The 26,936-nt window shown below is 43.0% G+C and carries 29 protein-coding genes; 1 reads left to right on the plus strand and 28 read right to left on the minus strand.

Annotated features, from left to right (window positions below; all coding sequences use genetic code 11):
* Positions 1 to 67: 67 nt before the first annotated feature.
* From JI667_RS01005 to JI667_RS01085, 17 genes are all read right to left on the minus strand, one after another.
* Positions 68 to 778, minus strand: coding sequence for a DnaD domain-containing protein (locus JI667_RS01005; protein ID WP_206849190.1), 711 nt, complete (start codon positions 776 to 778; stop codon positions 68 to 70).
* A 149-nt stretch (positions 779 to 927) separates the two neighbouring features.
* Entirely contained in the window at positions 928 to 2,220 is a 1,293-nt protein-coding gene (asnS, locus tag JI667_RS01010; protein WP_206849193.1) for an asparagine--tRNA ligase, read from the minus strand.
* 141 nt (positions 2,221 to 2,361) lie between these two features.
* A complete protein-coding gene (locus tag JI667_RS01015; RefSeq protein WP_206849195.1) occupies positions 2,362 to 3,552 on the minus strand; it encodes a pyridoxal phosphate-dependent aminotransferase in 1,191 nt (396 codons plus the stop codon).
* Between the two features lie 17 nt (positions 3,553 to 3,569).
* Entirely contained in the window at positions 3,570 to 4,046 is a 477-nt protein-coding gene (locus tag JI667_RS01020) for a DUF5590 domain-containing protein (protein WP_206849197.1), read from the minus strand.
* Between the two features lie 12 nt (positions 4,047 to 4,058).
* Positions 4,059 to 4,229 carry a YpmA family protein gene (locus JI667_RS01025; protein WP_082051082.1) on the minus strand — a complete coding sequence of 57 codons (171 nt, stop codon included), beginning with the start codon at positions 4,227 to 4,229 and terminating at the stop codon, positions 4,059 to 4,061.
* A 150-nt stretch (positions 4,230 to 4,379) separates the two neighbouring features.
* Complete coding sequence (locus JI667_RS01030; protein ID WP_206849199.1) at positions 4,380 to 5,216, minus strand: hypothetical protein; 837 nt, start codon at positions 5,214 to 5,216, stop codon at positions 4,380 to 4,382.
* Positions 5,217 to 5,292: 76 nt separating this feature from the next.
* The gene (dinG, locus tag JI667_RS01035; protein ID WP_206849201.1) at positions 5,293 to 8,085 is read right to left on the minus strand and encodes an ATP-dependent DNA helicase DinG; all 2,793 of its coding nucleotides are present in this window, start codon (positions 8,083 to 8,085) and stop codon (positions 5,293 to 5,295) included.
* Between the two features lie 108 nt (positions 8,086 to 8,193).
* Complete coding sequence (gene panD / locus JI667_RS01040) at positions 8,194 to 8,577, minus strand: aspartate 1-decarboxylase (RefSeq protein ID WP_206849203.1); 384 nt, start codon at positions 8,575 to 8,577, stop codon at positions 8,194 to 8,196.
* Entirely contained in the window at positions 8,570 to 9,439 is an 870-nt protein-coding gene (gene panC / locus JI667_RS01045) for a pantoate--beta-alanine ligase (RefSeq protein ID WP_206849206.1), read from the minus strand. Before panC ends, panD begins: the two co-directional genes overlap by 8 nt.
* Entirely contained in the window at positions 9,436 to 10,275 is an 840-nt protein-coding gene (panB, locus tag JI667_RS01050) for a 3-methyl-2-oxobutanoate hydroxymethyltransferase (RefSeq protein ID WP_206849208.1), read from the minus strand. Before panB ends, panC begins: the two co-directional genes overlap by 4 nt.
* Positions 10,276 to 10,550: 275 nt before the next feature.
* Positions 10,551 to 11,534 carry a biotin--[acetyl-CoA-carboxylase] ligase gene (locus JI667_RS01055; RefSeq protein ID WP_206849217.1) on the minus strand — a complete coding sequence of 328 codons (984 nt, stop codon included), beginning with the start codon at positions 11,532 to 11,534 and terminating at the stop codon, positions 10,551 to 10,553.
* Entirely contained in the window at positions 11,519 to 12,715 is a 1,197-nt protein-coding gene (locus JI667_RS01060) for a CCA tRNA nucleotidyltransferase (RefSeq protein ID WP_206849219.1), read from the minus strand. The genes JI667_RS01055 and JI667_RS01060 overlap by 16 nt, the downstream gene beginning before the upstream one ends.
* A gap of 47 nt (positions 12,716 to 12,762) precedes the next feature.
* On the minus strand, positions 12,763 to 13,887 hold the full coding sequence (gene bshA / locus JI667_RS01065; RefSeq protein WP_206849229.1) for an N-acetyl-alpha-D-glucosaminyl L-malate synthase BshA: 1,125 nt from the start codon (positions 13,885 to 13,887) through the stop codon (positions 12,763 to 12,765).
* 4 nt (positions 13,888 to 13,891) lie between these two features.
* Complete coding sequence (gene bshB1 / locus JI667_RS01070; protein ID WP_206849237.1) at positions 13,892 to 14,593, minus strand: bacillithiol biosynthesis deacetylase BshB1; 702 nt, start codon at positions 14,591 to 14,593, stop codon at positions 13,892 to 13,894.
* Between the two features lies 1 nt (position 14,594).
* On the minus strand, positions 14,595 to 15,002 hold the full coding sequence (mgsA, locus tag JI667_RS01075) for a methylglyoxal synthase (RefSeq protein ID WP_206849239.1): 408 nt from the start codon (positions 15,000 to 15,002) through the stop codon (positions 14,595 to 14,597).
* A 13-nt stretch (positions 15,003 to 15,015) separates the two neighbouring features.
* The gene (gene dapB / locus JI667_RS01080; protein WP_206849241.1) at positions 15,016 to 15,786 is read right to left on the minus strand and encodes a 4-hydroxy-tetrahydrodipicolinate reductase; all 771 of its coding nucleotides are present in this window, start codon (positions 15,784 to 15,786) and stop codon (positions 15,016 to 15,018) included.
* The gene (locus JI667_RS01085; RefSeq protein ID WP_206849243.1) at positions 15,773 to 16,126 is read right to left on the minus strand and encodes a nucleotide pyrophosphohydrolase; all 354 of its coding nucleotides are present in this window, start codon (positions 16,124 to 16,126) and stop codon (positions 15,773 to 15,775) included. The genes dapB and JI667_RS01085 overlap by 14 nt, the downstream gene beginning before the upstream one ends.
* A 160-nt stretch (positions 16,127 to 16,286) precedes the next feature.
* Between JI667_RS01085 and JI667_RS01090 the strand changes: the two genes are divergently transcribed.
* Positions 16,287 to 17,156 carry a YitT family protein gene (locus JI667_RS01090; protein WP_206849245.1) on the plus strand — a complete coding sequence of 290 codons (870 nt, stop codon included), beginning with the start codon at positions 16,287 to 16,289 and terminating at the stop codon, positions 17,154 to 17,156.
* 67 nt (positions 17,157 to 17,223) lie between these two features.
* Here JI667_RS01090 and JI667_RS01095 read toward each other — a convergent pair whose 3' ends face one another.
* From JI667_RS01095 to aroA, 11 genes are all read right to left on the minus strand, one after another.
* Positions 17,224 to 17,904, minus strand: coding sequence for a zinc metallopeptidase (locus JI667_RS01095; RefSeq protein ID WP_206849248.1), 681 nt, complete (start codon positions 17,902 to 17,904; stop codon positions 17,224 to 17,226).
* Positions 17,905 to 17,964: 60 nt separating this feature from the next.
* Positions 17,965 to 18,756 (minus strand): sporulation protein YpjB, encoded by a 792-nt coding sequence (gene ypjB, locus JI667_RS01100; protein WP_206849249.1) that lies wholly within the window; start codon positions 18,754 to 18,756, stop codon positions 17,965 to 17,967.
* Between the two features lie 63 nt (positions 18,757 to 18,819).
* Complete coding sequence (locus JI667_RS01105; RefSeq protein WP_206849251.1) at positions 18,820 to 19,419, minus strand: DUF1405 domain-containing protein; 600 nt, start codon at positions 19,417 to 19,419, stop codon at positions 18,820 to 18,822.
* A gap of 60 nt (positions 19,420 to 19,479) precedes the next feature.
* A complete protein-coding gene (locus JI667_RS01110) occupies positions 19,480 to 20,250 on the minus strand; it encodes a menaquinol-cytochrome c reductase cytochrome b/c subunit (protein ID WP_206849253.1) in 771 nt (256 codons plus the stop codon).
* A 35-nt stretch (positions 20,251 to 20,285) separates the two neighbouring features.
* Complete coding sequence (qcrB, locus tag JI667_RS01115) at positions 20,286 to 20,960, minus strand: menaquinol-cytochrome c reductase cytochrome b subunit (RefSeq protein WP_032087896.1); 675 nt, start codon at positions 20,958 to 20,960, stop codon at positions 20,286 to 20,288.
* Positions 20,961 to 20,973: 13 nt separating this feature from the next.
* Positions 20,974 to 21,483, minus strand: a complete 510-nt coding sequence (locus JI667_RS01120; protein ID WP_206849256.1) for a ubiquinol-cytochrome c reductase iron-sulfur subunit — start codon at positions 21,481 to 21,483, stop codon at positions 20,974 to 20,976.
* A 141-nt stretch (positions 21,484 to 21,624) separates the two neighbouring features.
* The gene (locus JI667_RS01125; protein ID WP_206849264.1) at positions 21,625 to 22,089 is read right to left on the minus strand and encodes a YpiF family protein; all 465 of its coding nucleotides are present in this window, start codon (positions 22,087 to 22,089) and stop codon (positions 21,625 to 21,627) included.
* A gap of 252 nt (positions 22,090 to 22,341) precedes the next feature.
* Positions 22,342 to 22,881: a ReoY family proteolytic degradation factor gene (locus JI667_RS01130; protein WP_206849266.1), complete on the minus strand. Its 540-nt coding sequence runs from the start codon at positions 22,879 to 22,881 to the stop codon at positions 22,342 to 22,344.
* Positions 22,882 to 23,004: 123 nt separating this feature from the next.
* On the minus strand, positions 23,005 to 24,264 hold the full coding sequence (locus JI667_RS01135) for a tetratricopeptide repeat protein (RefSeq protein ID WP_206849268.1): 1,260 nt from the start codon (positions 24,262 to 24,264) through the stop codon (positions 23,005 to 23,007).
* A gap of 35 nt (positions 24,265 to 24,299) precedes the next feature.
* A complete protein-coding gene (locus JI667_RS01140) occupies positions 24,300 to 25,199 on the minus strand; it encodes a hypothetical protein (protein ID WP_206849270.1) in 900 nt (299 codons plus the stop codon).
* Positions 25,200 to 25,642: 443 nt separating this feature from the next.
* Positions 25,643 to 26,923 (minus strand): 3-phosphoshikimate 1-carboxyvinyltransferase, encoded by a 1,281-nt coding sequence (gene aroA / locus JI667_RS01145; protein WP_206850472.1) that lies wholly within the window; start codon positions 26,921 to 26,923, stop codon positions 25,643 to 25,645.
* Positions 26,924 to 26,936 lie beyond the last annotated feature (13 nt).

The raw sequence follows: 26,936 nt of genomic DNA on the forward strand, positions 1-26,936 counted from the left end.
CAAAAGGAATGATATGTATCAAATGAAAAGGGACTGACCCGGGCAGGTGCAGTCCCCTTTGAACACTTTATTGCTCAAGCCAATTGTAAAATGGAACGGATTTCCGTTTAGGGGAAGACGCTGACTCATTGGGAGCAGCCTGCTTCTGATGGGATCTGAAGCGCTGACTTTGACTTCGGGCGTCTTCAATGGTTTTCACGCCGTTCTTCTTCCACTCGAATAGAATCCGGTCGATATACCGGAAGTTCAACTTCCCTGAAATGACGGCTTCCCTCAAAGCTGCTTTAATGATAATCGCATTATGATCATCCTGATCCAGCCACATAGCAAGAGTTTCGCATTCCAATGGAGAAAGAGGACGACCAAATTCCTGTTCGAATGTTGTATAAATGTCCGCTTCTTCTTCCATTGATTGCTGCATTTGTTTCATCTTTGAATCCTGTATGACGAATTCCGCCAGCTTTTCCCAAAGGGGATTCAGGGAGTACTTCTCAAATAGAATGCCATCTGACGATGAACCTTCTTCAATCGATAAAAACTGCTGTTGAATGAGTTTCCGTAATAGGGATGAACAATATTCACCGGAAATGCTCATCGGCATGGAAAGTTCTTCAGGGGTCGGAAAGTAGTTGCCCTTTTCCAAATGGCCATAAATATGCAGAAGCAGAACAAATTCTGATTCATTTAATCCCAGTGTATGGTAATTTGATAATAATAATTGCGGAATGTTCAGTGTCCCCTCTTCTATCCAGGACACCATTAAATGTTTATAATCCATATTCAGCACACCTCACTCAATAGTATATCATGATTCAATATATGTGGACATGGTTACGGATTAGAAGAAAGATGGAAAAAACCAGATCATAAACAAAAGAACCGGCGAGAATTGCCTTAGCAATTCCGCCAGCTCTAGGTTTGGTTTTATTATGGGTATAAACGGTTCAATAGACGCGGGAATGGGATGGTTTCCCTTACATGTTCTACTCCGCTGATCCAGGCTACTGTCCTTTCGAGACCAAGACCGAATCCGGAATGAGGAACGGACCCATATTCCCTTAGCTCAAGGTACCACTTGTATGCGTCTGTAGCAAGCTCATGCTCTTCAATGCGCTGCTTCATTAACTCTGCGTCATGGATACGTTCTGAACCACCTATGATCTCTCCATACCCTTCAGGAGCGATCAAGTCTGCACATAGTACTACATCATCACGATCCGGATCCGGCTGCATATAGAAAGGCTTTAGAGAAGTCGGATAATGGGTGATGAATACCGGCTTGTCGTAGCTTTCAGCAATGGCTGTCTCATGAGGGGCACCGAAGTCATCTCCCCATTCGATGTCATCAAAGCCTTTTTCATGTAATAATTTCAGTGCATCGTCATAGGTGATGCGAGGGAACGGGGCTTTGATCTGCTCCAGCTTAGATGTATCTCTTCCCAGGCGATCTAATTCAAGCTTACAATGATCCAGTACGGATTGGACGATGTAAGACACATACTGCTCCTGAACTTCCAGGTTATCCTTGAAATCGTAGAATGCCATTTCAGGCTCGATCATCCAGAATTCGATTAGATGACGACGGGTCTTCGACTTTTCCGCCCTGAATGTAGGTCCGAATGAGAATACTTTCCCGAGTGCCATGGCTGCAGCTTCCATATAAAGCTGACCACTTTGGGAAAGATACGCGTCTTCCTCGAAATATTTCGTGGCAAATAATTCTGTCGTTCCTTCAGGTGCACTTCCTGTGAGGATTGGTGGATCCACCTTTACAAATCCTTCTTGATTGAAGAATTCATATGTAGCCCGAATGATTTCATTACGCACTTTCATCACGGCATGCTGCTTGCGTGAACGAAGCCAAAGGTGACGATGGTCCATAAGGAATTCGGTTCCATGCTCCTTCGGAGTGATCGGATAATCCAAAGCTTCATGGATGACTTCTACACTTTTCACCTGCAGTTCGTATCCAAAAGGAGAACGAGAATCTTCAGAAACTGTACCTGTTACATATAGTGATGTCTCTTGTGTTAATGATTTTGCTTTTTGAAAGATTTCTTCTTCCACTTCACTTTTGACGACGACACCTTGAATGAATCCTGTTCCGTCACGAAGCTGGAGAAAGGCAATTTTTCCACTTGAACGTTTGTTGGCGAGCCATGCTCCGATGGTTACTTCTTCCCCAACGAACTTACTTACTTGAGATATAGTAGTTTTCACGATTTTTTCCCTCCAAAAAAACTAAGACGCTTATGTATCGTCCTTTATTATACATTTACCGTTATCCTGTCGCAATAGATAGAGTAAAACGAGATGATTTTAAGGAAAAAGCAGACCGGTATACGGTCTGCAAACCTGGTATTATTTACTTTTGCTGACAACAAATTCGTGCATACGTTCGATTGCGTTCTCGAGGGCTGAAAGGCTTGTGGCATATGAAAGACGGATATTGTTTTCAGATCCGAAACCTGAGCCGGGGATGACTGCTACCTTTGCCTCTTCCAGAAGGGCTTTCGTGAATTCATCCACATTGATATATCCTGTGTTCTTGGCGGCTTCCGATACATTCGGGAAAAGATAGAAAGCACCTTGAGGCTTCAAACAATGAAATCCAGGGATATTGTTCACCTTATCAAACACAATGTTCAATCGCTCTTGGAAAGAGTTTCTCATATCCTCTACCGGCTTTTGACCCCCTGCATAGGCAGCGACAGCGCCAAATTGTGAGGTTGTAGTAGGATTTGATGTAGAATGACTCGCAAGATTGGTCATGGCCTTTATAACCCCTTCGTTACCTGCCGCATACCCGATTCTCCACCCGGTCATGGAGTGGGATTTAGATACTCCGTTAATCACGATGGTTAGTTCTTTTAGTTCAGGGGACAATTCAGCAATGGAAGTATGTGTGTTTCCACCATAAACCAGCTTTTCATATATTTCATCTGACACGATCATAATGCCCTTATCTAAGCAAACATTCCCGATATCTTGAAGCTCCTCACGGGAATATAGCATACCTGTAGGATTACTTGGTGTGTTGAGAATGACGGCCTTTGTTTTTGATGTGATTGCTTCCTTCAGCTGTTGTGGAGTAATTTTGTAGGCATTCTCCTCTTTCCCTTCCACAAACACCGGAACCCCTCCGGCAAGCTTCACTTGCTCAGGGTAGCTGACCCAGTAGGGAGTAGGGATGATGACTTCATCCCCATCGTTTAACAGGACTTGGAACAATGTATAAAGGGCATGCTTCGCACCACTGGTCACGATGATTTCGGATGATGTATACGTCAGCTTTTGATCTGTTTCGAATTTGTGGATGATGGCTTCTTTCAATTTCGCCATACCGCCTGATGGAGTATATTTGGTATGACCTTCCGTCATGGACTCATATGCAGCCTGAATGATATGTTCCGGTGTATTAAAGTCTGGTTCACCTGCACCCAACCCGATGACATCGATTCCCTGTGACTTCATCTCTTTCGCTTTAGCCGTGATTGCTAATGTCGTTGATGGTGTTAATGCACTGACTCTATCAGCTAATGTGAATTTCATTGACGTTTTCCCCCTGATCATAAATTTTCAATTTTCCTCCACCACTCTCCGGTAGAAAACAGCAGATAATAATAGTTTAAATTATCTTGTTGATCTAAGTAGGTCATTTCCCATACGGGACCGACCGACTCGTATCCTAAGCGGACTGATAATAATTCTTTCGGTTTCTTTTCATCTTTTAGTTTATTGATTGCCTGATCTTTTGTAATGCCATCAGCCCATTTTTTCTCAACAATATCCCCTTTCTTTTTGGGAACCCATGCAATCAGCTTTTCCTTTGTGTTATTTTCACCGGTTACGACCACATAGGATTTAGATCCATTATAGAAGCTTGTGTTTTCTACTTTAACAATAGCCGTTTCGTCTGCGACCCGTTTTAAGGCCATATCTGCCTCTTGATCGAGTGGGTCTCGGGAAATTTGATATATTAGGACTGAAGAGGTTACTCCAATGACGATGAATAATACTACTACAATGGTTATCACTTTTTTCATTACAATCACTCTTTATGTACGATAAATTGTTAAAACTGCTTGATTTTGATCTTCCGGATCTAAAGCTAAACCAAACATATAATCATCTTTTTTTAACGTTCTATTTAGTGTATCAACCACTTTGTATAGGTTATCCGTATACTCGATACGGACGGTGGAAAGAATTTCAATTCGACTTTCCATGTTGCTCCTCCTTTTATCTCCTGCCTTACTTAAATGTAAAAAACCCTACACATATTATAACAACATAACGGGCCACCATGGTAGGGGGTTATCATAAAAAACGATCATGATTTCGCACACGGAAGGCTGAATTGTCAGCCTCCTATGAGTTCACCCTTCATCCTTGAAAACGCCATCTTCTTGATCGAACGTGAGGACCTCATAATTTCTCTTGTTAAATTTCACTGCAATCAACCCATGTTGCCCTGTTAAGTAGAGATCAATCCACGCTTCGTTGATCGCCTCAAGCATATCACCATTAAGAAGTCTTTCTTTCGAGCGGTAAACAACGGCGGTTTGTGGATCAACATGCTCCAGAAGACGGTGAGACATGCTTTCTGATTTAGAATGAACCGGTATTTTAACGATGTTGACATTTTTCAGGGGTTTCATTAGCAGCACCCCTTCAGAATGAGAAGATTGAGAGCTCAGCCAGAGAAAACGATGGTGAAAAAAGGTGATGGAAAAGTCCAGCCCTTCTCCTATCTCATTTCCGTCATGAACAGCCCTCATGGCTAATTCATCAGAAAAAGTGTAGGTCTGGTCCTCTTGAATGGTATGAAGGATTGGTAAGAATTGTTGAGGTATATACGGTTCAAGGGATTCTCCTGCCACAATTTCTTTTATGCTGAATTTTTTCACCAATTCATCCATCATTTTTTCATCTACTTCACTTTTCTCCGTGATGATTAAACCCTTTATGTTGTCTATATGAATTTGATTGAAATAATAATAAAGTTGATTGCGGTCCCGAAAACTTCCTGTATTGATCATATAATGATCCCCCGAAGCCAAGTGAAGTACAGCGACCTCCCCTTTCTGAACAGGGAGGAAACTAATCGCATACTCTTCTTGTGTCACATGTAAATCCACCTTGGGGACTTTCATTCCATAAGCATTCGAAATGACCAGGAGAAAAGACACCATTACTGATATAATCACTCTCATTCACAATCCTCCAGTTCCACACCTACTCTTTAGGTTGTGTTAAAGAAGAGATTTTATCACTGAAGTTTAAATGGATTCAGAGCCACTCATCGATCAAAGAGACCAAATCATATAGATCTCCTTCTTTGACTTCCATAGAAGGAATCGACTGTAAAAACGCTTTTCCGTACCTTGTGGTCATGACTCTACGGTCGTACACAATTACGATACCACGATCACTGCTCCTCCTGATCAGCCTTCCCACCCCTTGTTTAAAGCGGATAATAGCTTCAGGCAAAGAGTGTGAGGAAAAGGGATTCTTCCCTTGAGCTATGAGGATGTCCGATTTCGCCTGATTGACCGGATCATCCGGCGGGGAAAACGGAAGTCTCACCATGGCTAGACAGGACAAGTCCTCTCCTGGAATGTCCACTCCTTCCCAAAAACTGCTCGTACCAAATAAAATCGCCTTATCGAAGCGTTGGAAGTTCTTCGTCAGCCGGGTACGGCTACCTGAAGTGATTCCCTGGGCCATCAGTACATATTCTTCTAACAAGCCACTTTCTTTCATCAGCTCATACGTTTTCCTTAACATATCGTAGGAAGTGAATAAAATGAGCATACGTCCTTTAGTCGCCTGTGCCACCCCTATTAGATGGGAGCTAATGGCTTCAATGTATTCTTCATTTTGAACCTGCTGGATTTCTGGTACATCCACAGGGACGAAAAGCCTTGAAACCTCATTATAATCAAAAGGAGAGGTAAGCTGAAGCTGTTTTACACTCTTTCCGTTCAGGCCAATCTCATTCAAGAAATAATTGAAAGATCCACTGACGGTCAACGTGGCGGATGTCAGAACCACACTTTTCTTTTTGGCGAAAATCTCACACTGTAGATCCCGGTCGACGGTAATAGGCTGCGATTGTATAGAAAGACTATTTGGCAATGATCTTGTATCTCCATCCAGCCAGAGAACGTGGTTGTCCATCTTATTTAAGAACACGGTTTGAACATTCGTTCTCAATTCTGTCCAATCCACTAAAAAGCTGAAGAATTCTTCAATCAAGGCTTTTTCTTTATCAAGGAGTTTGATTTTCTTTTCCTTGATGGCATCCAACGCCTGTTGGAACTCTCTTTCTATATACTTCATCCCTGAAATGACACGTTCCATTGACATAACGACCGGCTGCCAGTAACTGCTCTTTTTCATTTCATCGGTAATGCGCAGCTGGATTTTTTGTATCCCCGTTCTCTTTTTTGCCTTCTTATAGAAAACACTCGTCAATACAGACATGGCTTCTTCCAAGTCCATATAAAACTGTCCGATTTTCGCATCCAATTCAAAGGCATGTGTATTAAAACCTACCCCGTGACTGGTGAGAAGCTGATCCAGCCGGTAAAATAGTTGCTTCTGGTCCAGCGTCCCTAATTGGGAAGTGTTAAACTTAATGGAGAGATAATCCATGACTACCCCAAGATGTTGTCGTGCTGACTTTTCCAAATGATGGGCTTCATCGATCACTAAATAATCATAAGGAGGCAACATACTGCTCTCCCTCACCATATCCATCAGAAGCATAGAATGGTTCGTGATGATGATATCGGCTTCCTGTGCATTTTTCCGGGCAGTAAGATAGAAATCCTTCCCTACCCATGGATCCTTCGTGTGAGCCAGGTGCCAGCCATCATGTTTTAAACGATTCCAGAACAACTGCCCTCCGGAAGTGAGGTTCAGTTCATCCATGTCCCCGGACTCGGTCCGAGTCAGCCATACCAGGATCTGCATCTTTGTCAGGATCACATCGTATTGTGACTCATCTTCCCTGAGAGACTGCTCGAATTTGAACAAGTTGATGTAATGATTCTTTCCCTTCAAGAGAACGGTTCTGAATGGGGTTGGGCTGATTTTCTCCAATAACTTAATTTCTTTATGGAGTAATTGCTCTTGTAATTGAATCGTATATGTACTGATGACCACTTTTTCCTTGTTACTCTTGGCAAACATGACGGCGGGCCATAAGTAACCAAGTGATTTCCCAACCCCGGTGCCAGCTTCGATGACCACATGCTTCGAATCATGAAATGCACACTTGATCTCATTCATCATTTCCATTTGCTGCTCTCTTTTTTCGTAAAAAGGGACATGTTTTACCAGCTGTTCGTTTATATCGGGTTCAATAAAGTGATGATCTTCATCGGGTGTCACTGAGTGATTTTTCTTTCGCAGGGCCAGACCACGATAAACCTCTAATTCTTCAGAAAGATCCTCTACACGTTTTTGTTTCTCTGTCACAATGCTGTCAAACAACAAATCAAGATCACTCTTTAAGTGTTTCGAAAGCTTGTGAAGCCTTTCAAGGGTGACCAATGGCAGCTTTGAAAGTTCTTCGATAAAATAGAGAAGAATTTCAGCTGTCACATAAGCATCGCTATCAGCCTGATGGGGCCTTACATGGCTTAACTCCAATGAATTGGAAAGCTCCGTCAGTTTAAAGCTGTCCGCGGATGGCAAAACCACCTTCGCTAATTCCACAGTATCAAAGGCAGGTCCCGTAAATGGGTTGTATCCCGATTCTTCCAATTCTGCCTGAAGAAAGGATAGATCAAATTGAACGTTATGGGCCACAAAGATACCATGGTCCAAAAGCTCAAGAATTTTAGGTGCAATTTCATGAAAGGCTGGCGCATCCTTCACCATTTCATCGTTGATCCCGGTTAATTCCTCAATAAACACAGGAATGGGTTTTCCAGGTGATACAAATGACGTGAATTGATCTATGATCTTTCCGCCTTCAATAATGACCGCTGATAGTTGAATGATTTTTTCTCCCTTTTTCGGAGAATTTCCTGTTGTTTCCAAGTCGATGACAACCAATTTAAATGGGTACATGTTATTCACTGCCTTTATTTAGATCCTACTCTTATGATTTTCTAAATAAGTGTACCATAAACAAAAAAGCAAGTCTCCTATTCCAACATTAGAAGACTCGCCTATCTCTTATAGTATTGTGGCTTCCGGTTCTGTTCCAATCATGTCAATCACACGGTTATTTTCTCCCATGATGGCCACTTTCGGGATATGGTCATGAACCATTTCCTCAGCTACCAGTTTATACGAAATGATGATGACGATATCACCTTTTTGTACGAGTCTTGCAGCCGCTCCATTCAAACATATGACGCCGCTTCCTCTTTCTCCCGGTATGATATAGGTCTCCAGGCGGGCACCGTTATTGTTGTTGACGATCTGTACCTTTTCATTAGCCATCATTCCTACTGCATCCAGGATATTCTGATCGATGGTAATGCTTCCCACATAATCAAGATTGGCTTCCGTTACAGTCGCTCTATGAATTTTTCCGCTCATCATCGTTCTAAACATTTGAATCCTCCTCCGAATCTACACTGATGATTATATTATCTATTAACCTGGCTTGTTGAAATTGGACAGCCAAAGCTATGATGATGTCACCTTCCAGTCGTTCCAGTGCTTCAAGCTCCGGATAGGAATGCACTTCCACATAATCGATGGTGCCTGAAGTACGCTCTTGAATATCATCTGAAATCTTCCCTGTAATGACAGAAGGGTTTCTCTCTCCGCCTTCAATACTCTTTCTTGCTTCTTTCAAACTTTGATAGAGAAAAGGAGCTTCTACTCTTTCTTCAGGAGATAGATAGACATTTCTCGAGCTCCTGGCAAGCCCGTCCTCTTCCCGAACGGTAGGGATCCTGACGATTTCCACGGGAAAGAAGTAATCACTTACCAGCCCTTCTACGACCGCAACTTGCTGGGCGTCCTTCTGGCCGAAGTAAGCCCTTGTAGGCTGCACGAGATGAAATAATTTTGTCAGGACGGTAACCACTCCATCAAAATGACCTTCCCGTTTCCGTCCGCACAGTACATCAACACGCTCTTTCACGCTCATTGTCACTGACTGCTTTCCCCTGTAAACGTCAGCCACTTCAGGAATGAAAAGGATATCAACCCCGGCTCCCCTTGCTAACTCTGTATCTCTCTCAACATTGCGGGGATAACGGTCAAAATCTTCGTTCGGGCCAAACTGGAGTGGATTTACAAAGATACTCATTACGACGATTTCATTGTTATCCCTTGCTTCTTTTGTCAAGATCAAGTGCCCCTCATGGAGAAATCCCATCGTAGGAACGAACCCGATTGTTTTACCAGTATTCTTCAAATGTTCTATATGCAGTTTCAAATCACCAATAGATGTTATGACGTTCATTTTTTCAACCCGCCATAAAGGGAATGGAGTTCTTCATCCCGCATCGTAAAGGAATGCTCATCTGTCGGAAAGCTGTTACTCTTCACTTCTTCTATATAACTTGTTAAACTGTTATGAATGACTTCAGATGCATTTCCAAATTGTTTGACAAACTTAGGCACCCGGTTTACCCCATAAGTGACAAGGTCATGAAAGACCAGCACTTGTCCATCTGTTTCCACTCCGGCACCGATTCCTATCGTCGGTATCGTTAACGCTTCAGAGATCTTCTGTGCGATTTGCCTCGGTACACATTCGAGCACGAGGGCAAAGGCACCGGCCTTTTCACATTTAATGCTGTCGTCAATCAATTTCCTTGCAGTGTCTGCTGTTTTCCCTTGTACTTTATACCCTCCAAGGACTCCTACAGATTGAGGAGTCAATCCTAGATGGGCCACCACGGGAATTCCCGCACCGGTCAGGTCTTGAATTCGGTCGATGACATGGTCTCCCCCCTCCACCTTGACGGCATGTGCTCCTCCCAGTTGGAGAATCTCTGCAGCCGATTTAAGGGTTTCTTCTCTTGACAAGTGGTACGACATAAACGGCATATCAGTCACGATGAAGGTGTTTGTTGCCCCTCTTCTTACTGCTTTGGTGTGGTGAATCATATCATCGATCGTCACGGGTACTGTCGAATCATATCCTAAAACGACCATCCCCAGACTGTCTCCCACCAGAATGACATCGATTCCCGCTTCTTCTGCTAATTTGGCACTTGGATAATCGTACGCAGTGACCATGGAAATCTTCTCTTTTTCATTCTTCATCTTAAGAAAATCTGTTGTTTGTTTCATGTGATCCTCCTTCTTTTCAGTCAGAGGTGACGAAACGTTCATGAAAGCACTTTCATTACAAATCTAAAAAAACCTCCTGTTAAAATGACAGAAGGATCATAAGTGTTTGATATCATGGTTTCGACCCTCTGTCCCAGTCCACAATGGATCAAGGCAGAAATAGTATTCTATACATGCTTCATTTTACAGGTGCAGTTCTTACGATACTGCCCAATGAGATTATATCACAAAACAGCGGGATGGAAGTACAGGTTTTGACTCCATCCCGTAGGATTTTATATATTCACTTCAATATCGGCAGAGTATATCTGATGGATGGCGCCACCGGCATCCTCGATCTTCAGGACTCCATCCTCCGTAATTCCGAGCGCCTTGCCTTCAATGGTTCCATTAATGGTCCTTGCCCGGATTTTCTTCCCTATACTGATGGCGTAGCTCTCCCATAAAAGCTTGATGGGGGTGAAACCTTCTTTCATATATAGGTAATATAAAGTCTCTAAACGTTCGAGAAGCCTCTGAACCAATTCAGATCTTGACAGGCTTTTTCCTTGTTCGATGGAAAGAGACGTTGCTATTCTTTGAATGTCATCAGGAAAATGTTCCTTTGTCTGATTGACATTCATCCCGATCCCGATAATGATCGAATTGATTTTATCCGATTCGGCTTGAAGCTCTGTAAGGATTCCTGTTACTTTTCTGCCATCTATGAGTATATCATTCGGCCATTTGATTTGTGGGTGCAGGTCAGACACTTCCTCGATTGCCTGTACAACAGCCACAGCCGCGATCAGTGTGAACTGAGGGGCCTTTTGAGGCGGCAGGAGAGGCTTTAAAATCAGGCTCATCCATATACCTGTTCCTTTTGACGAGTGCCATTCCCTCATCAATCTGCCTCTTCCTGCTGTCTGTTCATCTGCGATGACTAGAGTACCTTCTTCCGCTCCATCACTTGCAAGAGTATGTGCGATCCGCTGCGTGCTAGGGACAGATTCTTCATAATGGATGACATTCCCTAACGTAGAAGTTTGAAGACCTAAACGGATTTTACTCTCAGTGACACCGTCGGGGGTTTCAATGATCCGATATCCCTTTTTTCTAACGGCTTCCAGAACGAAGCCTTCTTTACGGAGCTCTTCAATATGCTTCCATATAGCGGTCCTTGAACAGCCTGCAATATCCGCAAGGGCCTGCCCTGATAAAAATTCCCGATCAGACTCGAATAGTGCTTGAAGGACTTTTTTTCTTATAGTCGATTGCATGTTTCTAGCCACCTCCTTATCTCTTCTTTATCATTGGGTACTGTTTCATTAACAATTGCCGCTTCAATTTCAGATAATAGTTCTTTGATCCAGGGACCTCCCTGTTTAACCGTCCATTTCATCAGATCATTACCGGTTACTTCCAGTTTCTGTTTGGATGTAATCACCAGTTGATGGAATTGCTTCTTTAATTCTTCTAATGAAACATCACCTGAAGGGTCCAAACACCCGTACACTGTTTCTACATTAAGCGCGGCATCAAGACCAGCACGATACAGTAAATGCTTTGTCCATCCGGTAGCTTTTCTTTCCTTAAGAATGCCTAATTCTTTAGAACGGGTCTTGATTATTTTGGTAGGAAGTCTCCAACTCTTCAAAAATCCTTGACTATTGTCATCTCCCACATAAGTGAGTAAGAGCAGCCATGCCTGATGTTGGTCTAACCTATCCAAACGGGGAATTTCCAAAATTTCCAGTAGCCCTGCATGTATTTCGCTTAACCCAGGGAGCTCCCTATACAGGTTTGTATGGACAAGAAGTTTCAGCCCCTCTTGCTTCCACTTGCCTCCCAGAATCTTTTCAAATTCCGACACCTTTCTTTCCACTGCTATATGCTCCAGAAGAGGGGAGTGCTCGCACAGGGCGGATAATGTTGAGTCCTCGACTGCGAATCCTAATTGACTGACGAACCGGACAGCCCTCATCATGCGCAACGCATCCTCAGAAAATCTCGCTGCGGGTGAACCCACGGTCCTGATCAGCCCGTTATGTATATCTTCTTTACCATAGAATGGATCTATTACTTGGCCACTACCATCCATGGCCATACTATTCATGGTAAAGTCCCGCCGTTTTAAATCACCTTCAAGGGAACGGATGAATTCCACTTTGTCCGGCCTTCTGTAATCGGTATAGGACGATTCGGTTCTAAATGTGGTGACCTCATACTCCCTGCCGTCCTCTATGACAAGGACTGTTCCATGATCAATACCAATGTCAAACGTTTTCTGGAAAATCCCTTTTACTTCCTCAGGATAGGCAGATGTGGCGATATCTACATCGTTAATTGTCCTGTCTAAATAATAATCCCTGACGGACCCTCCGACAAAGTAGGCTCTGAAGCCAGCCTCTTCAAGTTTTGTTAAAACGGGAACCGCTTGTTGAAATATAGTTGGTAACATTTATAACACCTGCTTTATTGGTATCCCGATAATGGATACCCGACTCTTTATAAAAGCTGTTTATATATTCTTTCATATTGCTCGACAATTTTGCTGGAGTGGAATTTGGTCCTGGCCGTATGAAGGGCATTCATTGATAATGTTTTATGGAGTTGATCATCTTTCAACAATTGCAGTGCTCTCGCTGCTACCTGTTTGACGTTTCCGATTTCACAAATAAATCCGTTGTACCCATCCTCGATAACTTCAGGAATTCCACCTACATTTGTTCCAATACTCGGAACACCGCAAGCCATTGCCTCGAGAGCAACTAGGCCAAAGCTCTCTTTTTCTGACAGTAAAAGCTTGATATCACTGATTGAGTAGAGTTCTTCCAGGTTATCTTGTTTTCCAAGGAACAGGACCCGATCTTCTAGTCCAAGTTCTCTTACTTGTTTACATATGATTGTCATTTCAGGTCCGTCCCCTACAAGAAGGAGCTTGGCAGGGATCTCCTCTTGGATCATGTGGAAAGAGGCGACCACATCGGTCACCCTTTTTACACCGCGGAAGTTCGAGACATGGATGATGACTTTTTCATGATCCCTGATTCCATATTCGCTTCTAAGATGACGTGAATCTACTTTTTTGTAAACTCTCTCATCTATAAAATTATAAACCGTCTGTATTTCTTTATCCGGTTGGATCAAATCGTTGGTTTGTTTCACCAGGGCTGAAGAAACCGCCGTCACGATATCCGACTTCTCAATGCCAAAACGAATGGCACCGGTCAAAGATGGATCATACCCAAGCACAGTAATATCGGTACCATGCAGAGTGGTGACGATTTTCACATCCTTCCCTGACATTTGTTTCCCTAATATAGCACAGACCGCATGGGGGATGGCATAATGCACATGCAGAATGTCCAGGTTTTCACGCTCCGTTATTTCAGCCATTTTATTCGCCAGTGCTAAATCATATGGGGGATATTGAAAGACTGAATACTGACTTACTTCCACTTGATGAAAATAGATGTTGTGATACATCTTGTTCAATCTGAATGGAATACTCGAGGTGATAAAATGGATTTCATGGCCCTTCTCAGCCAGTAATTTGCCGAGTTCCGTTGCGACGACACCGGAACCACCCACAGTAGGATAGCAGGTTATTCCTATTTTCAACTTCTTCATACAATTAATCTCCTAACAAATCGTGATGCAGGATGAGCGTATGATAAGAAAAGAATCCTTCAGCATAGCGAATACCCGCTTCTTTTCCCATCATTCTCTCCCTTGCTTCCACCGCTTCGATGTATCCATCTGTCAAAGGAGTGGATACTCCGTCGGTCCCTTGAGTAAATTGGCTCCTATATGCTTGTAGACTGTTTATCTTTGTTTGCATATATGGTTCGATATTGATCACAAATTGAGGTTTATGGAACCCGTTGATCATATAAAAATACAAGTGTCCGGCCTTGTGAGCGGGAGGGCCAGGCTGGAACTTCCGTATTCCCGCAGAGAAAAATGCCTCTTTAACCAGTCGGGAAGCATTTCCGTGGTCCGGATGGCGGTCTTGATTATATGGAGCAAAGATCGCTTTCGGTTGATACGCTCTGATTACGTCAACAACTTTTCCTATGTTTTCTTCGGTTATGTATATTCCCCTGTCAGGTATATCCAGTGTCACTCTTTCACATACACCCAGGATGTCAGCTGCTTTCAAAGCCTCGCCTTTCCTCAAGGATACCGAACCATTCGAGGATAGCTCTGCTTTTGTCAGATCGCAAATGACAACTTTTTTTCCTTCAGCTGCATATTTCGCAAGTGTCCCCCCCATGCCGATTTCCACATCATCGGCATGGGCCCCGAATGCCAGGATATCTATTTGTTCACTCACATTATACCTCCTTATCCCTCACGATACTCCGCCACTCTATGTCTCCATTTTCGAGACCTCTGACCAGCACTTCAGCCGTACCCATGTTGGTGGCTAGAGGAACGGCATATACATCGCACAACCTGATCAATGCCGACACATCCGGTTCATGGGGCTGGGCTGTCAGGGGGTCTCTGAAGAAAAGGATTAAATCCATTTTATTGTTGGCGATATAAGAGCCTATTTCCTGATCTCCACCAAGCGGACCCGAACGAAACCGATGAATGGATAATCCTGTTTCTTCCCCGATCCTTTTTCCAGTCGTACCCGTAGCAAAAAGGGAATGTTTTTCTATGATCGACTTGTATGCCAGTACAAATCGAATGAGATCATCTTTTTTCTTATCATGAGCAATTAGCGCAATATTCATTAACTCTCACCCTTTAGTCTAAAATATTTTCAAGGCCATACACCAGTGTATCCAGTTTCATGACCGTCTCTACAGACACCTTCACACCCGACATAAAACTACTACGGTTGAAGGAATCATGACGGATCGTCAATGTCTGTCCCTCTGCGCCTAACATCACCTGCTGATGGGCTATGAGTCCTGGAAGCCGAATACTGTGGATATGCATGCCATCTATCTCCGCCCCCCTTGCACCGGGATGCGTCTCCTTCTCATCAGGATGCCCCTGATTCTTGGTTTCCCTCACTTCTTTGATCATCTCAGCGGTTTTCAAAGCCGTACCCGATGGTGCATCAAGCTTCTGATCATGATGCAGTTCAATAATTTCTACATCATTGAAGTATTTTGCTGCCATCTGGGAGAACTTCATCATGAGCACGGCACCAATGGCAAAGTTTGGGGCAATGATACATCCCAGGGATTTTGATTCTGACAGCTCTTTCAGTTCTTCCAATTCCCCTGCAGAAAAACCTGTTGTGCCCACAACGGGTCTCACACCATATTCCAATGCGGTTTTTGTATGATGATATCCTACTTCCGGTGTCGTTAAGTCGATTAATACATGGGGAACTTGATCTCCAAAACATGTTTCAATATCTGCAAACACCGGTACATCCAGATCCACTTCCAACTTGTGATCAATCACACTGATGAGTGAAAAATGTTCAGTGTCCTTCACCAGTTCCACAGCTTCCTTCCCCATTCTCCCTCTTGGTCCTGCAATCGTGACATTAATTTTCTCCATCTTCGCCCCCACCTTCGATCCTTGTCCAGCGATCTTTATCTCTTGTATTAAACTTGTGCATCACTCGGTTGTGCGCATCTTCAAGGCTGATATCCAATGAATTGGCCAAGCAGATGACCACAAACAAAAGATCCCCCAGCTCTTCTTCTATTGTGTTTTCTTCTTCCGTGCTTTTTTTAGGTTTTTCTCCATGGTAATGGTTCACTTCCCTCGCTAACTCACCAAGTTCCTCAGAGAGGCGCGCCACCATGGCCAATGGACTAAAATACCCTTCTTTAAATTGACTTATGTATTGATCTACTTCTATTTGTAATTGATTCATCGTTTTATCTTTATCCATTAGAAGCCTCACTCCTTCATTATCTCCTATCATGTTAGCTAAATCCTTCCCTTTTGACAAATATTACGTTTGAATTAAAAGTCTTCGTTGCCAGTTTGTTTTTCTTCTTATATAATGTCTCTGTCAACGAGATAATACTAATAAAAGGAGGGAATCACGGATGTTGGGACTGCGTGTAAAAAATATTCTGTTCATCTTATTGGGTTCCGCTATATTTGCTTTTGGTCTTGTACACTTTAACATTCAAAATAAGCTTGCAGAAGGTGGGTTTACGGGAATAACGCTTATTTTTTATTTCTTATTCGATATTGATCCGTCGTACTCCAACCTTGCCTTAAATATACCCCTATTCTTCCTGGGATGGAAGCTGCTCGGAAAGAAAGCCTTCTATTACACAGTAATTGGAACGGTAGCACTGTCAGTGTTCCTATGGATTTTCCAGAGATATCAAATGACCATCGACCTGGAAGGCGATCTGTTTCTTGCTGCCTTGTTTGCAGGTGTATTCATTGGAATTGGCCTTGGTATCATATTCAGATACGGAGGCACGACAGGCGGGGTCGATATTATCGCGAGACTCGCACATAAATACATAGGATGGAGCATGGGGAAAACAATGTTCATGTTTGATGCCGTCGTCATCGGCGTCTCTCTTATTACGTATTTGGAATACAGGGAAGCGATGTATACACTCGTTGCTGTTTTCGTTGCGGCAAGGGTCATAGACTTCATGCAGGAGGGGGCATATGCAGCCAGGGGTGCTATGATTATCTCCGAAAGCCACGAAGAAATCGCCAGTGTCATAAATGAGAAAATGGATCGCGGAGTAACTGTTTTACGCGGACATGGATCTTTCACGAAACAGGACCGTGAAGTTCTTTACTGCGTCGTTGGAAAAAATGAAATTGTTAGGCTTAAGAATATCATCACAAGCGTCGATCCTCACGCTTTCGTATCCGTCACCGTTGTACATGACGTCCTTGGGGAAGGGTTCACCCTTGACGCCGACAAGAACCCCATCCTTGACTAGACAGCGATCTTCCGTTTTAAAAAAGCAGCCGGACTCAGAAAGAGTCCGGCTGCTTGATTATCTTATCTTAATCGTCACCATTCATTCCTGTGAAGATTAATACAAGTCTTAATAGTTCAATAATAGCCACCGCTGCCGCAGCTACATACGTCATGGCTGCTGCATTTAATACTTTTCTGGCATGGCGCTCCTCTTCGTTACGGATCAATCCAAGTGAAACGATTTGATTCATTGCCCGGGAAGAGGCATTAAACTCTACCGGGAGAGTAATCAACTGAAACACAACCCCTGCAGCCATCAAAATGATACCGAGAAGGAACATCCCGGATAATTGAGTAAATATTCCAATCATCAAGAAGATCCAGGACATATTGGACCCAATATTTGCAACCGGTACGAGAGCATGACGGAAGCGAAGGAACGCATAGCTCTCGGCATCCTGAATCGCGTGACCCACTTCATGGGCTGCAACGGCGGCTCCCGCTACAGAATGTCCGTGGTAGTTATCAGGTGATAACGCAACCGTTTTGGTCATCGGATTGTAGTGATCACTCAAAAAACCTCTGCCTTCCACTACTTTCACATTGTGCAATCCGTTTTCATCGAGAATTCTCCTCGCCATTTCCCTTCCTGTCATACCGGAAGTGGTAGCTACTTTAGAATATTTCTTAAACGTACTCTTTACACGCATCTGAGCCCCAATCGGAATAAGAGCAATCAGTAAAAAGTAAATCAAAAATCCTGCCATTATCGCATTAACCTCCAGATGTATAGATTACCTAAATTTTATAGCGACATAAGCAAGCTGTCAATTTTTTTGCCGTTCTGACTTTTTCACTTCACCCTGCCCCTTATATTTTCTCCAACCTACATAAGATAATGTAGAAACAATGATACTTCCCGTAGAGATGATGACCCACCATATGGAAGGATCCGCTTCATCCTCTGTCATATTCTCAAAGAGCTTATGAAGATCGGTTTCCAAAGCTGTTAATTCACTCATTGACTCCTCACCTTCCATCACATCCTGACGATAGTGGTCCAGGTAAGAAATTCTTGTATCCAAAATTTGAGCCCGCTCAACTGGGATGTCTAATTTGATACTTGGCTGAATGATATTATATTTTGATAAAAATACATTCAATGTCATCTGGTAGTCCTCGGCGTTTCCCTTTTCGGCAGCAATCTTCACCCCGTTGAAAGCTTCCATGATCGGGTCTTCCATTTCAACCCATAACGGCTGATGCTGACTGTTTAAAGCATCCATCACCAGTCGAAACTTTGTAACGGCGTTCACTTTTTGTTCCTGATCAAGTGACGTTTGATTGATACTTTCCAACGCGAGATTATGTGAGATGGTGAGAATTCTAAGCTCATCCATCGAAAAGGACCGCTCGGCACTCATAGATGCAAATTCATCCGAGAAATATACCAATAGATGTTTGGCTTCTTCATATCGGCCGGCCTTTGTCATCTGTAAGGCCTGATCTGAAATATCATCAAGCTCGTTCATCGGAGACGTTGACTCTAACGCAATGAATGGTTGAGGCACTAAAATGAGAAATAAAAAAGCTGTGATAAAAAATCGAATGAATTTCATACTTGTCCCCCCTAAAACTACTAATAAAGTTTATGAAAGGGAGGACAAGAGTAGACCACTAAATCAAGACAACTTATAGTGGATATGTAATCGATTCGTTTTTTGAGTGAAATAATATGCGATTGCAACAGACATGATACTCAACCAAAATGTAAAGTATCCAATATTCTGAATATACATATACAATTTCGAATATACCGGAAACTGCATGTATACGTAGTCGATGATATCATTATGTATGGTCCATACGGTACCGAAGACAATATGCCATAGTTTCACTCTGTAAAAGGAAGAATACAGAATACCTTGGATGGCCATAGCGCCATGTGATGCCATGAGCATATATCCCTGCCATGGCAAGTCCCCCGAAACCCAAAGTGTCAACAAATTCATCACTACTGCCCAAACTCCATATTTGAATAGTGTGATAATCGCTAGAACTTCGAAAATCGGCCAATTTCGATTCATTAAAAATGCGATCAAGACAAAGCAAAAAAACAAACTGGCTGTTGGACTGTCAGGTACAAATAGTAAAAATTGGGGAGGCGTATTGCGTAATTGAGGAATATACCATATGTATCCATAAATGGTGCCGAGAACATTCACAATGAGCAGCAGCCATAAAAACAACCTATTCCTTAAAATCGTCATGATCCAGAGCATGAATGACACCCCACTTTCAAGTTAAAAAAAAGGGCCAACATAAGCCGGCCCTTTCAACAATTATTCTTCTAAACCAGAGATAAACTCAGAAAGTTTCTTTAACTCTTCGTCTGTCCCTTTAAATAGACCAGCTGGCATTCCAGGCGGTTTACCGTTTTTAGCGATTTTCGCAATCTCTTCAGGTGCAAGACCTGTTCCGATTAAGGAAGGACCTGCTCCCCCTTGCAGATTTTCACCATGACAGTTGATACAACCATTTTTCTGGTCAGAGAAGATTTTGTATCCTTCAGATTCTTTATCGATATCCACTTCCGCACGGATCTTCCCTTGTTCCTTAGCTGCTTCCCAGTCATGAGTCGCAACGGATTCCCAAGTCAGGAAGTACGTAGCTGCAAGTGCCAATAACATGAATCCTACGGCAAGTGGACGTTTTGTTGGACGACGTTCAGGGCCTTTGTCGATGAATGGAGCAAGTAAAAGTGCTCCAAACGCAATCCCAGGAATGACGAACGCTCCGATAACATTATAAGGTCCAGATGCATATGTGTACTTAAGTAATTGGTATAAGAATAAGAAATACCAGTCAGGTAACGGAATATATCCAGTATCCGTCGGATCGGCAATACGCTCTAACGGCGATGGATGAGCAACCGTTAAACATAGGTAACCGATAAGGAAAACAGCACCTACCAGCCACTCTTTTAATAAGAAGTTTGGCCAGAAAGCTTCTGTTTTACCAGGGAACTCCGAATAGTCTTTCGGTATATTCGGCTTTCTGCTTGCAGGAACCCGGGAGTCCCCTACAAACTTCATCCCTTTTCCTCGATGCATAGTGTCCCCCTCCTTTTATTAGGTTAATAAAAAACTTATAGTGGTCCAGAAATACCTTGTTTACGGATCATCAGGAAGTGAGCCCCCATCAATCCAAGTAAAGCGGCAGGCAAGAAGAAGACGTGAATAGCGAAGAATCGAGTCAGAGTCTGTGCCCCAACGATATGAGCATCACCCGCTAATAACATTTTCACTTGATCTCCGATAAACGGAGTCGCTCCTGCAATTTCAAGACCTACTTTCGTCGCGAATAGCGCTTTCATATCCCATGGCAGTAAATAGCCAGTGAAGCCAAGCCCCAACATAACGAAGAAAATAAGAACCCCAACAACCCAGTTCAATTCACGAGGTTTTTTGTATGCACCTTGGAAGAAAACGCGTAGTGTATGTAAAAACATCATTACGATAACCAAACTAGCTCCCCAGTGATGCATTCCACGGACAATTTGTCCGAATGCCACTTCATTTTGCAGATAATACACAGATTCCCAAGCGTTTTTAATATCAGGAACATAGTACATCGTTAAGAACATTCCTGATAGAATTTGGATTACGGTTACAAAGAAAGTCAACCCTCCGAAGCAGTAAACAAACGCGGAAAAATGATGCGCAGGGTTTACATGTTCGGGTACTTCGTGATCCGCAATATCGCGCCACAAAGGCGTAATGTCTAAACGCTCGTCAACCCAATCATAGATCTTGTTCAGCACAGATTACGCCCCCTTACTTAACAAATTTATTTGGTTCTGGTTGTCCAAGATATAAAATCCCGTCTTTTTCTTTTGTTGGATAGGAATCCAACGGTGCTGTCGGTGGTGTTCCAGGTACATTCTTACCATTTTTGTGGTACATCCCACCATGACATGGGCAATAGAACATTTCTTCATGATCCGGATTCCCATTCCAGTTTACTGTACAACCGAGGTGTTTACAAACCGGTGAAAGAGCAATGATTTTGCCTTCTTTGTTTTTATAAACCCAAGCGGTCTGTGTTACTTCTGATGTGTACCACGCATCTTTTTGCTCGTAAGAGAAATCGACACGTACTGGTTCATTCGTTAATTCTGAAACCTTTTGCTTAGTCGCTCTAAAATCTCCCGCAGCTTCCGTTTTCAAAACAGGATCCACTGCAAAGCGAACCATCGGCATTAACATTCCCGCCGCCATGAAACCGCCTACACCCGTAAGTGTATAGTTAAGGAATTGACGTCTAGATACACGATGTTTGCTCATCCTTTTCCCCCCTCTATCGTAAGGTAAGTCCGTCGGACATTATTTCGCACAAATATAAAACTAGGACATAACTATGATATATTAAACTCTATACAAGGTCAATAACTCTCTAATCTAAAAGATGGAAACAATGTGAAGTTTTTATGAATTTTTTTGCCATTTTTGTACAATGATATTCAACAATTGTTTTACCTGATCTTCCATGATGGAATGTTTGTACTGTTCATCCAGATTCTCAAGTGGGATGGATGGCACCCATATCAATCGGTCACCGAGTTGATCTTCGACTTTTTTCCATCCGCTGTCAGAGGTCAGAAAGAAGATATGCTTCACTCCACTGTTGCCTAAATCCTCTGACCATTGGGATAACCTTGATATTTCGCTATCCGTTAAAGAGGACATTCTGTAAGTAAATGACGGTGTCATCATCATTCTACCCTTAAACTGCCTTTCAAGGTGCAGGGTGAGTAGATTGATAAATTCCGATTGCGCTGCTGAGACCCTTATATCCTTTCCGAAATCAACGGGAACCACCGGGATGACGGCCGTATCTATGTATGCCTTTTCAAGCTCAAACACTTCAATATCTTTTACGTTCCAATTCATGAATAACCCTCACTTTTTTCATTTTCACTCCCCATCATATCATTTTAGATCGCTGCTTTTAAAGCGATTTCACTTTTCTTTTATTCTCATGAATCACTATACTTCCTACATTCAATTTCTGACCGGCGGAAATAGCACTCAGATAAGTGTACGTAAAGAGCCTCTATACTAGTATGCTCCATTGTCAACCTTCCTATATAAAAGAACATAAAAAAGTCGAATGAAGAGATACATTTCCCTTCATTCGACTATTCATGTAAGGCTATTCAATTCTCTGGTCAACTTCTTGAAGGCGTTTTTGTCCCCACTGTCCAGCGCCTGATCGATTGCTTTCAATAATCGATCTTTCCTGAATGTCTGCAAGCTGTCCTTCAGGAACTGTTCCGCTACCATTCTGTCTTTTTCATTGATCAACAGGTATTTCGGCATAAACGGGTTATCTTCCAGTACGGCTGCAAATTGGTAACTTGAATTTGCCTTACTGAAGTTCAACTGGATGTAAATATCTTCATCTTTATTCAAACGGATATCATGGAACGACTTCTCTGCATCCGTTGTCATGATGTTTTCTTTGTAGAAGCGGAATGGAACATCTTCTACACAGTGGGTGGACATTACCAGTCCTCGTGGACAGTACTGAGATTCTTCGACAAAATGCACTTTCTTCATCAACTGGTCATGACTCATCAGATAATTTAAAATCCACACACATTCTCTTCGTTTCAATTGATAACGGTTTAAAAACCAGCGGATAAATTCTTTCTTCTCGTTGACAGAAACAGGGGTGGTCATGGTTTTCCCTCCTCTGCAGAATCCTTTTTAAAGGTCCGTTTTTCTTTTTAATAACCAGTCACGTTCACCGGTCTTCCTCATATTCATATTCTCCACTCACTCCCGTAAGCCCACAGCCGTCGATCAGTCTTGTAATCTTTCTATAAGGTCCTGCCATTCGTCATTTGAAGGATCCATTTCGATCAGGTGTTTATATACTTCTACTGCTTCACCCCTGAGTCCTTCTTCTACTAGAAATTGTCCGAACTCTAGTAAAAACTCTTGATGATTCTTAAAATAAGTATATGCAGTACGGTATTGTTTTAATGCATGTTTATATTGTTCAAGCCCTTCATATGCCTTTGCAAGATCCCAGTAGATCTGAGGTTCTTCTTCCCCTTCGACCTTTAACATCTGGGCTATTTCCAGGACATCTTCAAACCGGTCCTGTGTAAAAAATAATTTATTAATGAGAAGAGCTGCTTCAACATAACCGGGATCCAGGGCCAAAGCTTCACGGAGGAACGCTTCCGCTTCTTTTTCAAATCCAAGCTTCAGGGAAATCCTTCCACCGAATAGGTTCAGCTCTTTGTTGAACTCATCCTGCTTCACACCCTCTTTTACGATTTCCAGGCTCTCTTGCAGCATCTCTTCACGTTCATATGATTTCGCTAATAACAGATACACTGAATGGTATTCAGGATCCAGCTCCTTAACGGAAACAAATTTTTCAATTGCCTTCTCGTAATATCCTGCCTGATAAGCTGTGAAGGCATAACCGAACAGGGTATTAATTTCAAGATGGTCATCGAGTGCTTTTTCATAATGCGTTAAAGCTTCCTCAAATGCTCCGCCCACACTATATGCTTCAGCCAATCTTTGATGAATGTTCGTCCCACCAAGCTCGGTCGTCCCCTTCTGGATGAGGGACTGATAATGTCTGATCGCTTCGAGGAACCTCCCTGTTTCAGAATATAATTCACCCAAACCGAAATCGATGACAGGCTCCTCAGGTAATCGCTTCTTGGCTTGGAGCAGTTTTTGTTCACTTACTTCAAACAAGCCCTGCATTTGGTATAAATCCGCCAACAGAAGCAGTGCCCTTGGATAGACGGGATCTGCTTCTTCCAATTCTGCGAGCGTCTCGATGGCTACTTCTTCATTATCCATTTCCACCATTACTTCCGCCAGTTCAACGAGAAGCTCTCCTTCCCCCGGATAATATTGAAGCAGATTCTCGTAAAGCTCTTTCGCTTCTTCCAAAAATCCCAAATGATGCAATTCTTCGGCAAGGCTGAATTTCTCTTCATGGCTCCCGAATTTCAGCACCTGACTATATTGCTTCTTTGCTTCTTCTAAATTCCCTTCTTCCAAAGAAGATAACATTTGTTCAGCGTATGACATGGTCAATCCCTTTCTATAGAAAAACTTGAGATCATTTAAGTAAAATATCCTGGTGTTTGAATGATTAATTCTCCACCCGCGCCAGGATAAAAATGACCCCTGCTATTTACGTAATGATATTTCCCCTTATTCATAGTACATTTTAGCACAAGCTCATCATAATGAAATGATAATGGCTCAGTATCTGTATCACTTGGCATCATATAGAGGTTATAACTTATTTCTCCACCCACCAAAAAACTTCCTCTAAGAGGATATATTCCAATTTTCTTCAATATGCTTAATTCCAGCGGGACTTTAGATGGGATTTCATGGGGAATATGGGGAATACCCTCATTTCCCATCGATTGCTGCCATATTTTAAGATGCTTCATTTTGGTTTTCATGTCTATGTTTGTCGTAAAAAAAGGGACAAAAGTAATAGGGTAATCATACAGTAAGCCTTTGATCCATCCCCAGGGAATGTCTTTAAACTTCCCTGCTTCATCCATTTCGATCCAGATGACTGGAACTCTTTGGCGTTTGCAGGACCGTATAATATTCGGGGTAATCAGGTTAGCGGATATTCTTAAGCCGATCGTGTAATCAAGGGGGCTGTTTATCATTGAGGCTTTTCTAATCTTTAATTCTGTTAAGAATTCATACTCATACTTTATCGAGAAAGCCGTTAAAACCGTTGTACATCCTTTATTAATCAATTCGTTCAGATAATAGTTCTTGATCGTGGTAAAATTTCCGCTTCCTTCAGGTACATCTAAATCACACATAACGTGCCCTGGTGTCATCAGGAATGGTGCAATATCCATTTTCATATACCGATAATAACGGAAACTGTCCCTGATGGATGAAACCCTTCCATCTTCAACCAAGAAAGAGGTCCTAGTAAGTTTTGTATCCTTAAGGCAATTCGCATTTTCGATGATATATGTGCTCATTCCGTCATCACCCTCCCATATAGACAAGCTATGATGAGTTGGATGATTTCATGCGGGTCTGACTAAAAAGAAGACTGTTTTAGCAAAGGTAGTTGCTATTATTTACAGACCACAATGTGCGAATGCTCTGTCATGTAGTGTGTGGCGCAGGTGGGTGAAGAAAATTGCTTCGCTTTCTACGGACGTACGGCCGAGCCTCCTCAGCAAAAACCGCTTCCGGGTACTCGGCACGCCCGCTTTGCATATACGTCCGTTGAGACCCCGCAGGCGCAAGCGCAGCCGAGGAAGCTCACCACCAGCACAGGGGAAAGCGAGCATCTGTAACGGAAATCAACCGCCACTCGATACATCCAACAGCAACAATGGATACGAAACCAGCCCACAAGAAAGAGATGGTTGGACTGTATAATGTCCATCCACCTCTCAAATGACCGGTAGTATCATTACTTCAACAGTTGTTTGATATGTTCAAAAAAGTTCGGATAGGAAATTTTTACTGCCTCCGCGTCTTCGAGCAATACGTCTGAATCAGTGATGAGAGAGGCGACGGCCAGAGTCATACCAATACGGTGGTCTCCCCATGAATGAACCTTCCCTCCATGCAATGGGGTTTTCCCAGCAATGATCATCCCATCGTGCGTTCCTTGTATACTTGCTCCAAGCTTTCCTAGTTCTTTCACAACAGCATCAATTCGGTTGGTTTCCTTCACTTTTAATTCCTCTGCGTCCTTTATGATGGTCTTTCCGCTAGCTTGAGTGGCCAATAGGGCGATAATAGGAATTTCATCGATCAATGTCGGGATCAGGTCCCCTCCAATCTCAATTCCTGAAAGAGCCGAATGTTGAACAAGAATATCCCCGACCGGCTCCCCTTCCCGTGAGTGCTCCTCGACCTCAATGGATGCCCCCATTTTTTTCATGACTTCCACAATCCCGATGCGCGTTTCGTTAAGACCGACATTCTTTAATAATACCCTGCTTTCAGGGACAATGGCAGCCGCCACCATAAAAAAAGCTGCAGAGGAAATATCACCGGGAACATTGATCTTTGCCCCCTTCAACACTTGCCCTCCCTCAACTTTGATCGTATTTCCGTACTTCTCAATCTTCCCGCCAAATTCAATAATCATCTTTTCAGTATGGTTACGTGTCTGCTCGGGCTCGACTATTTCTGTCGTGCCTTCAGCCTGCAAGCCGGCAAGTATAAGAGCTGACTTAACCTGGGCACTGGCAACAGGCAATCTGTAATGAATTCCTCTTAAATTCCCGCCCCTTATGGATAGCGGAGTGAAATTGGCATCAGAACGGCCGTCTATGTGTGTTCCGAATAGCTTCAATGGTTCTGTCACCCTACTCATTGGCCGTTTGGCAATAGAGGAATCACCTATCAGGACTGTGTGAAATGGCCTTCCCGCAAGAATCCCCATTATGAGACGGGTGGTCGTTCCCGAATTACCCGCATCCAGAATATCCACAGGCTCTTCCAGGTGGTCCCAGCCCTTACCATGGACGATTACCGCTTCCTCTGTGATCTCAACCTCCACTCCTAATTTTCGAAAGCATGAAATGGTACTTAAACAATCCTCTCCCATCAGAAAGTTATGTATGACCGTTTTGCCTTCTGCCACTGATCCAAACATGATGGATCGGTGGGAAATCGATTTATCTCCCGGTACTTGAATCTCACCTTTTAGCCCACAGTTTGGATTGGACAATTTTTTCATCGTTTCCATCCTT

The sequence above is a fragment of the Bacillus sp. NTK074B genome, assembly GCF_017303375.1.
Lineage (GTDB): Bacteria > Bacillota > Bacilli > Bacillales > Bacillaceae_B > Rossellomorea.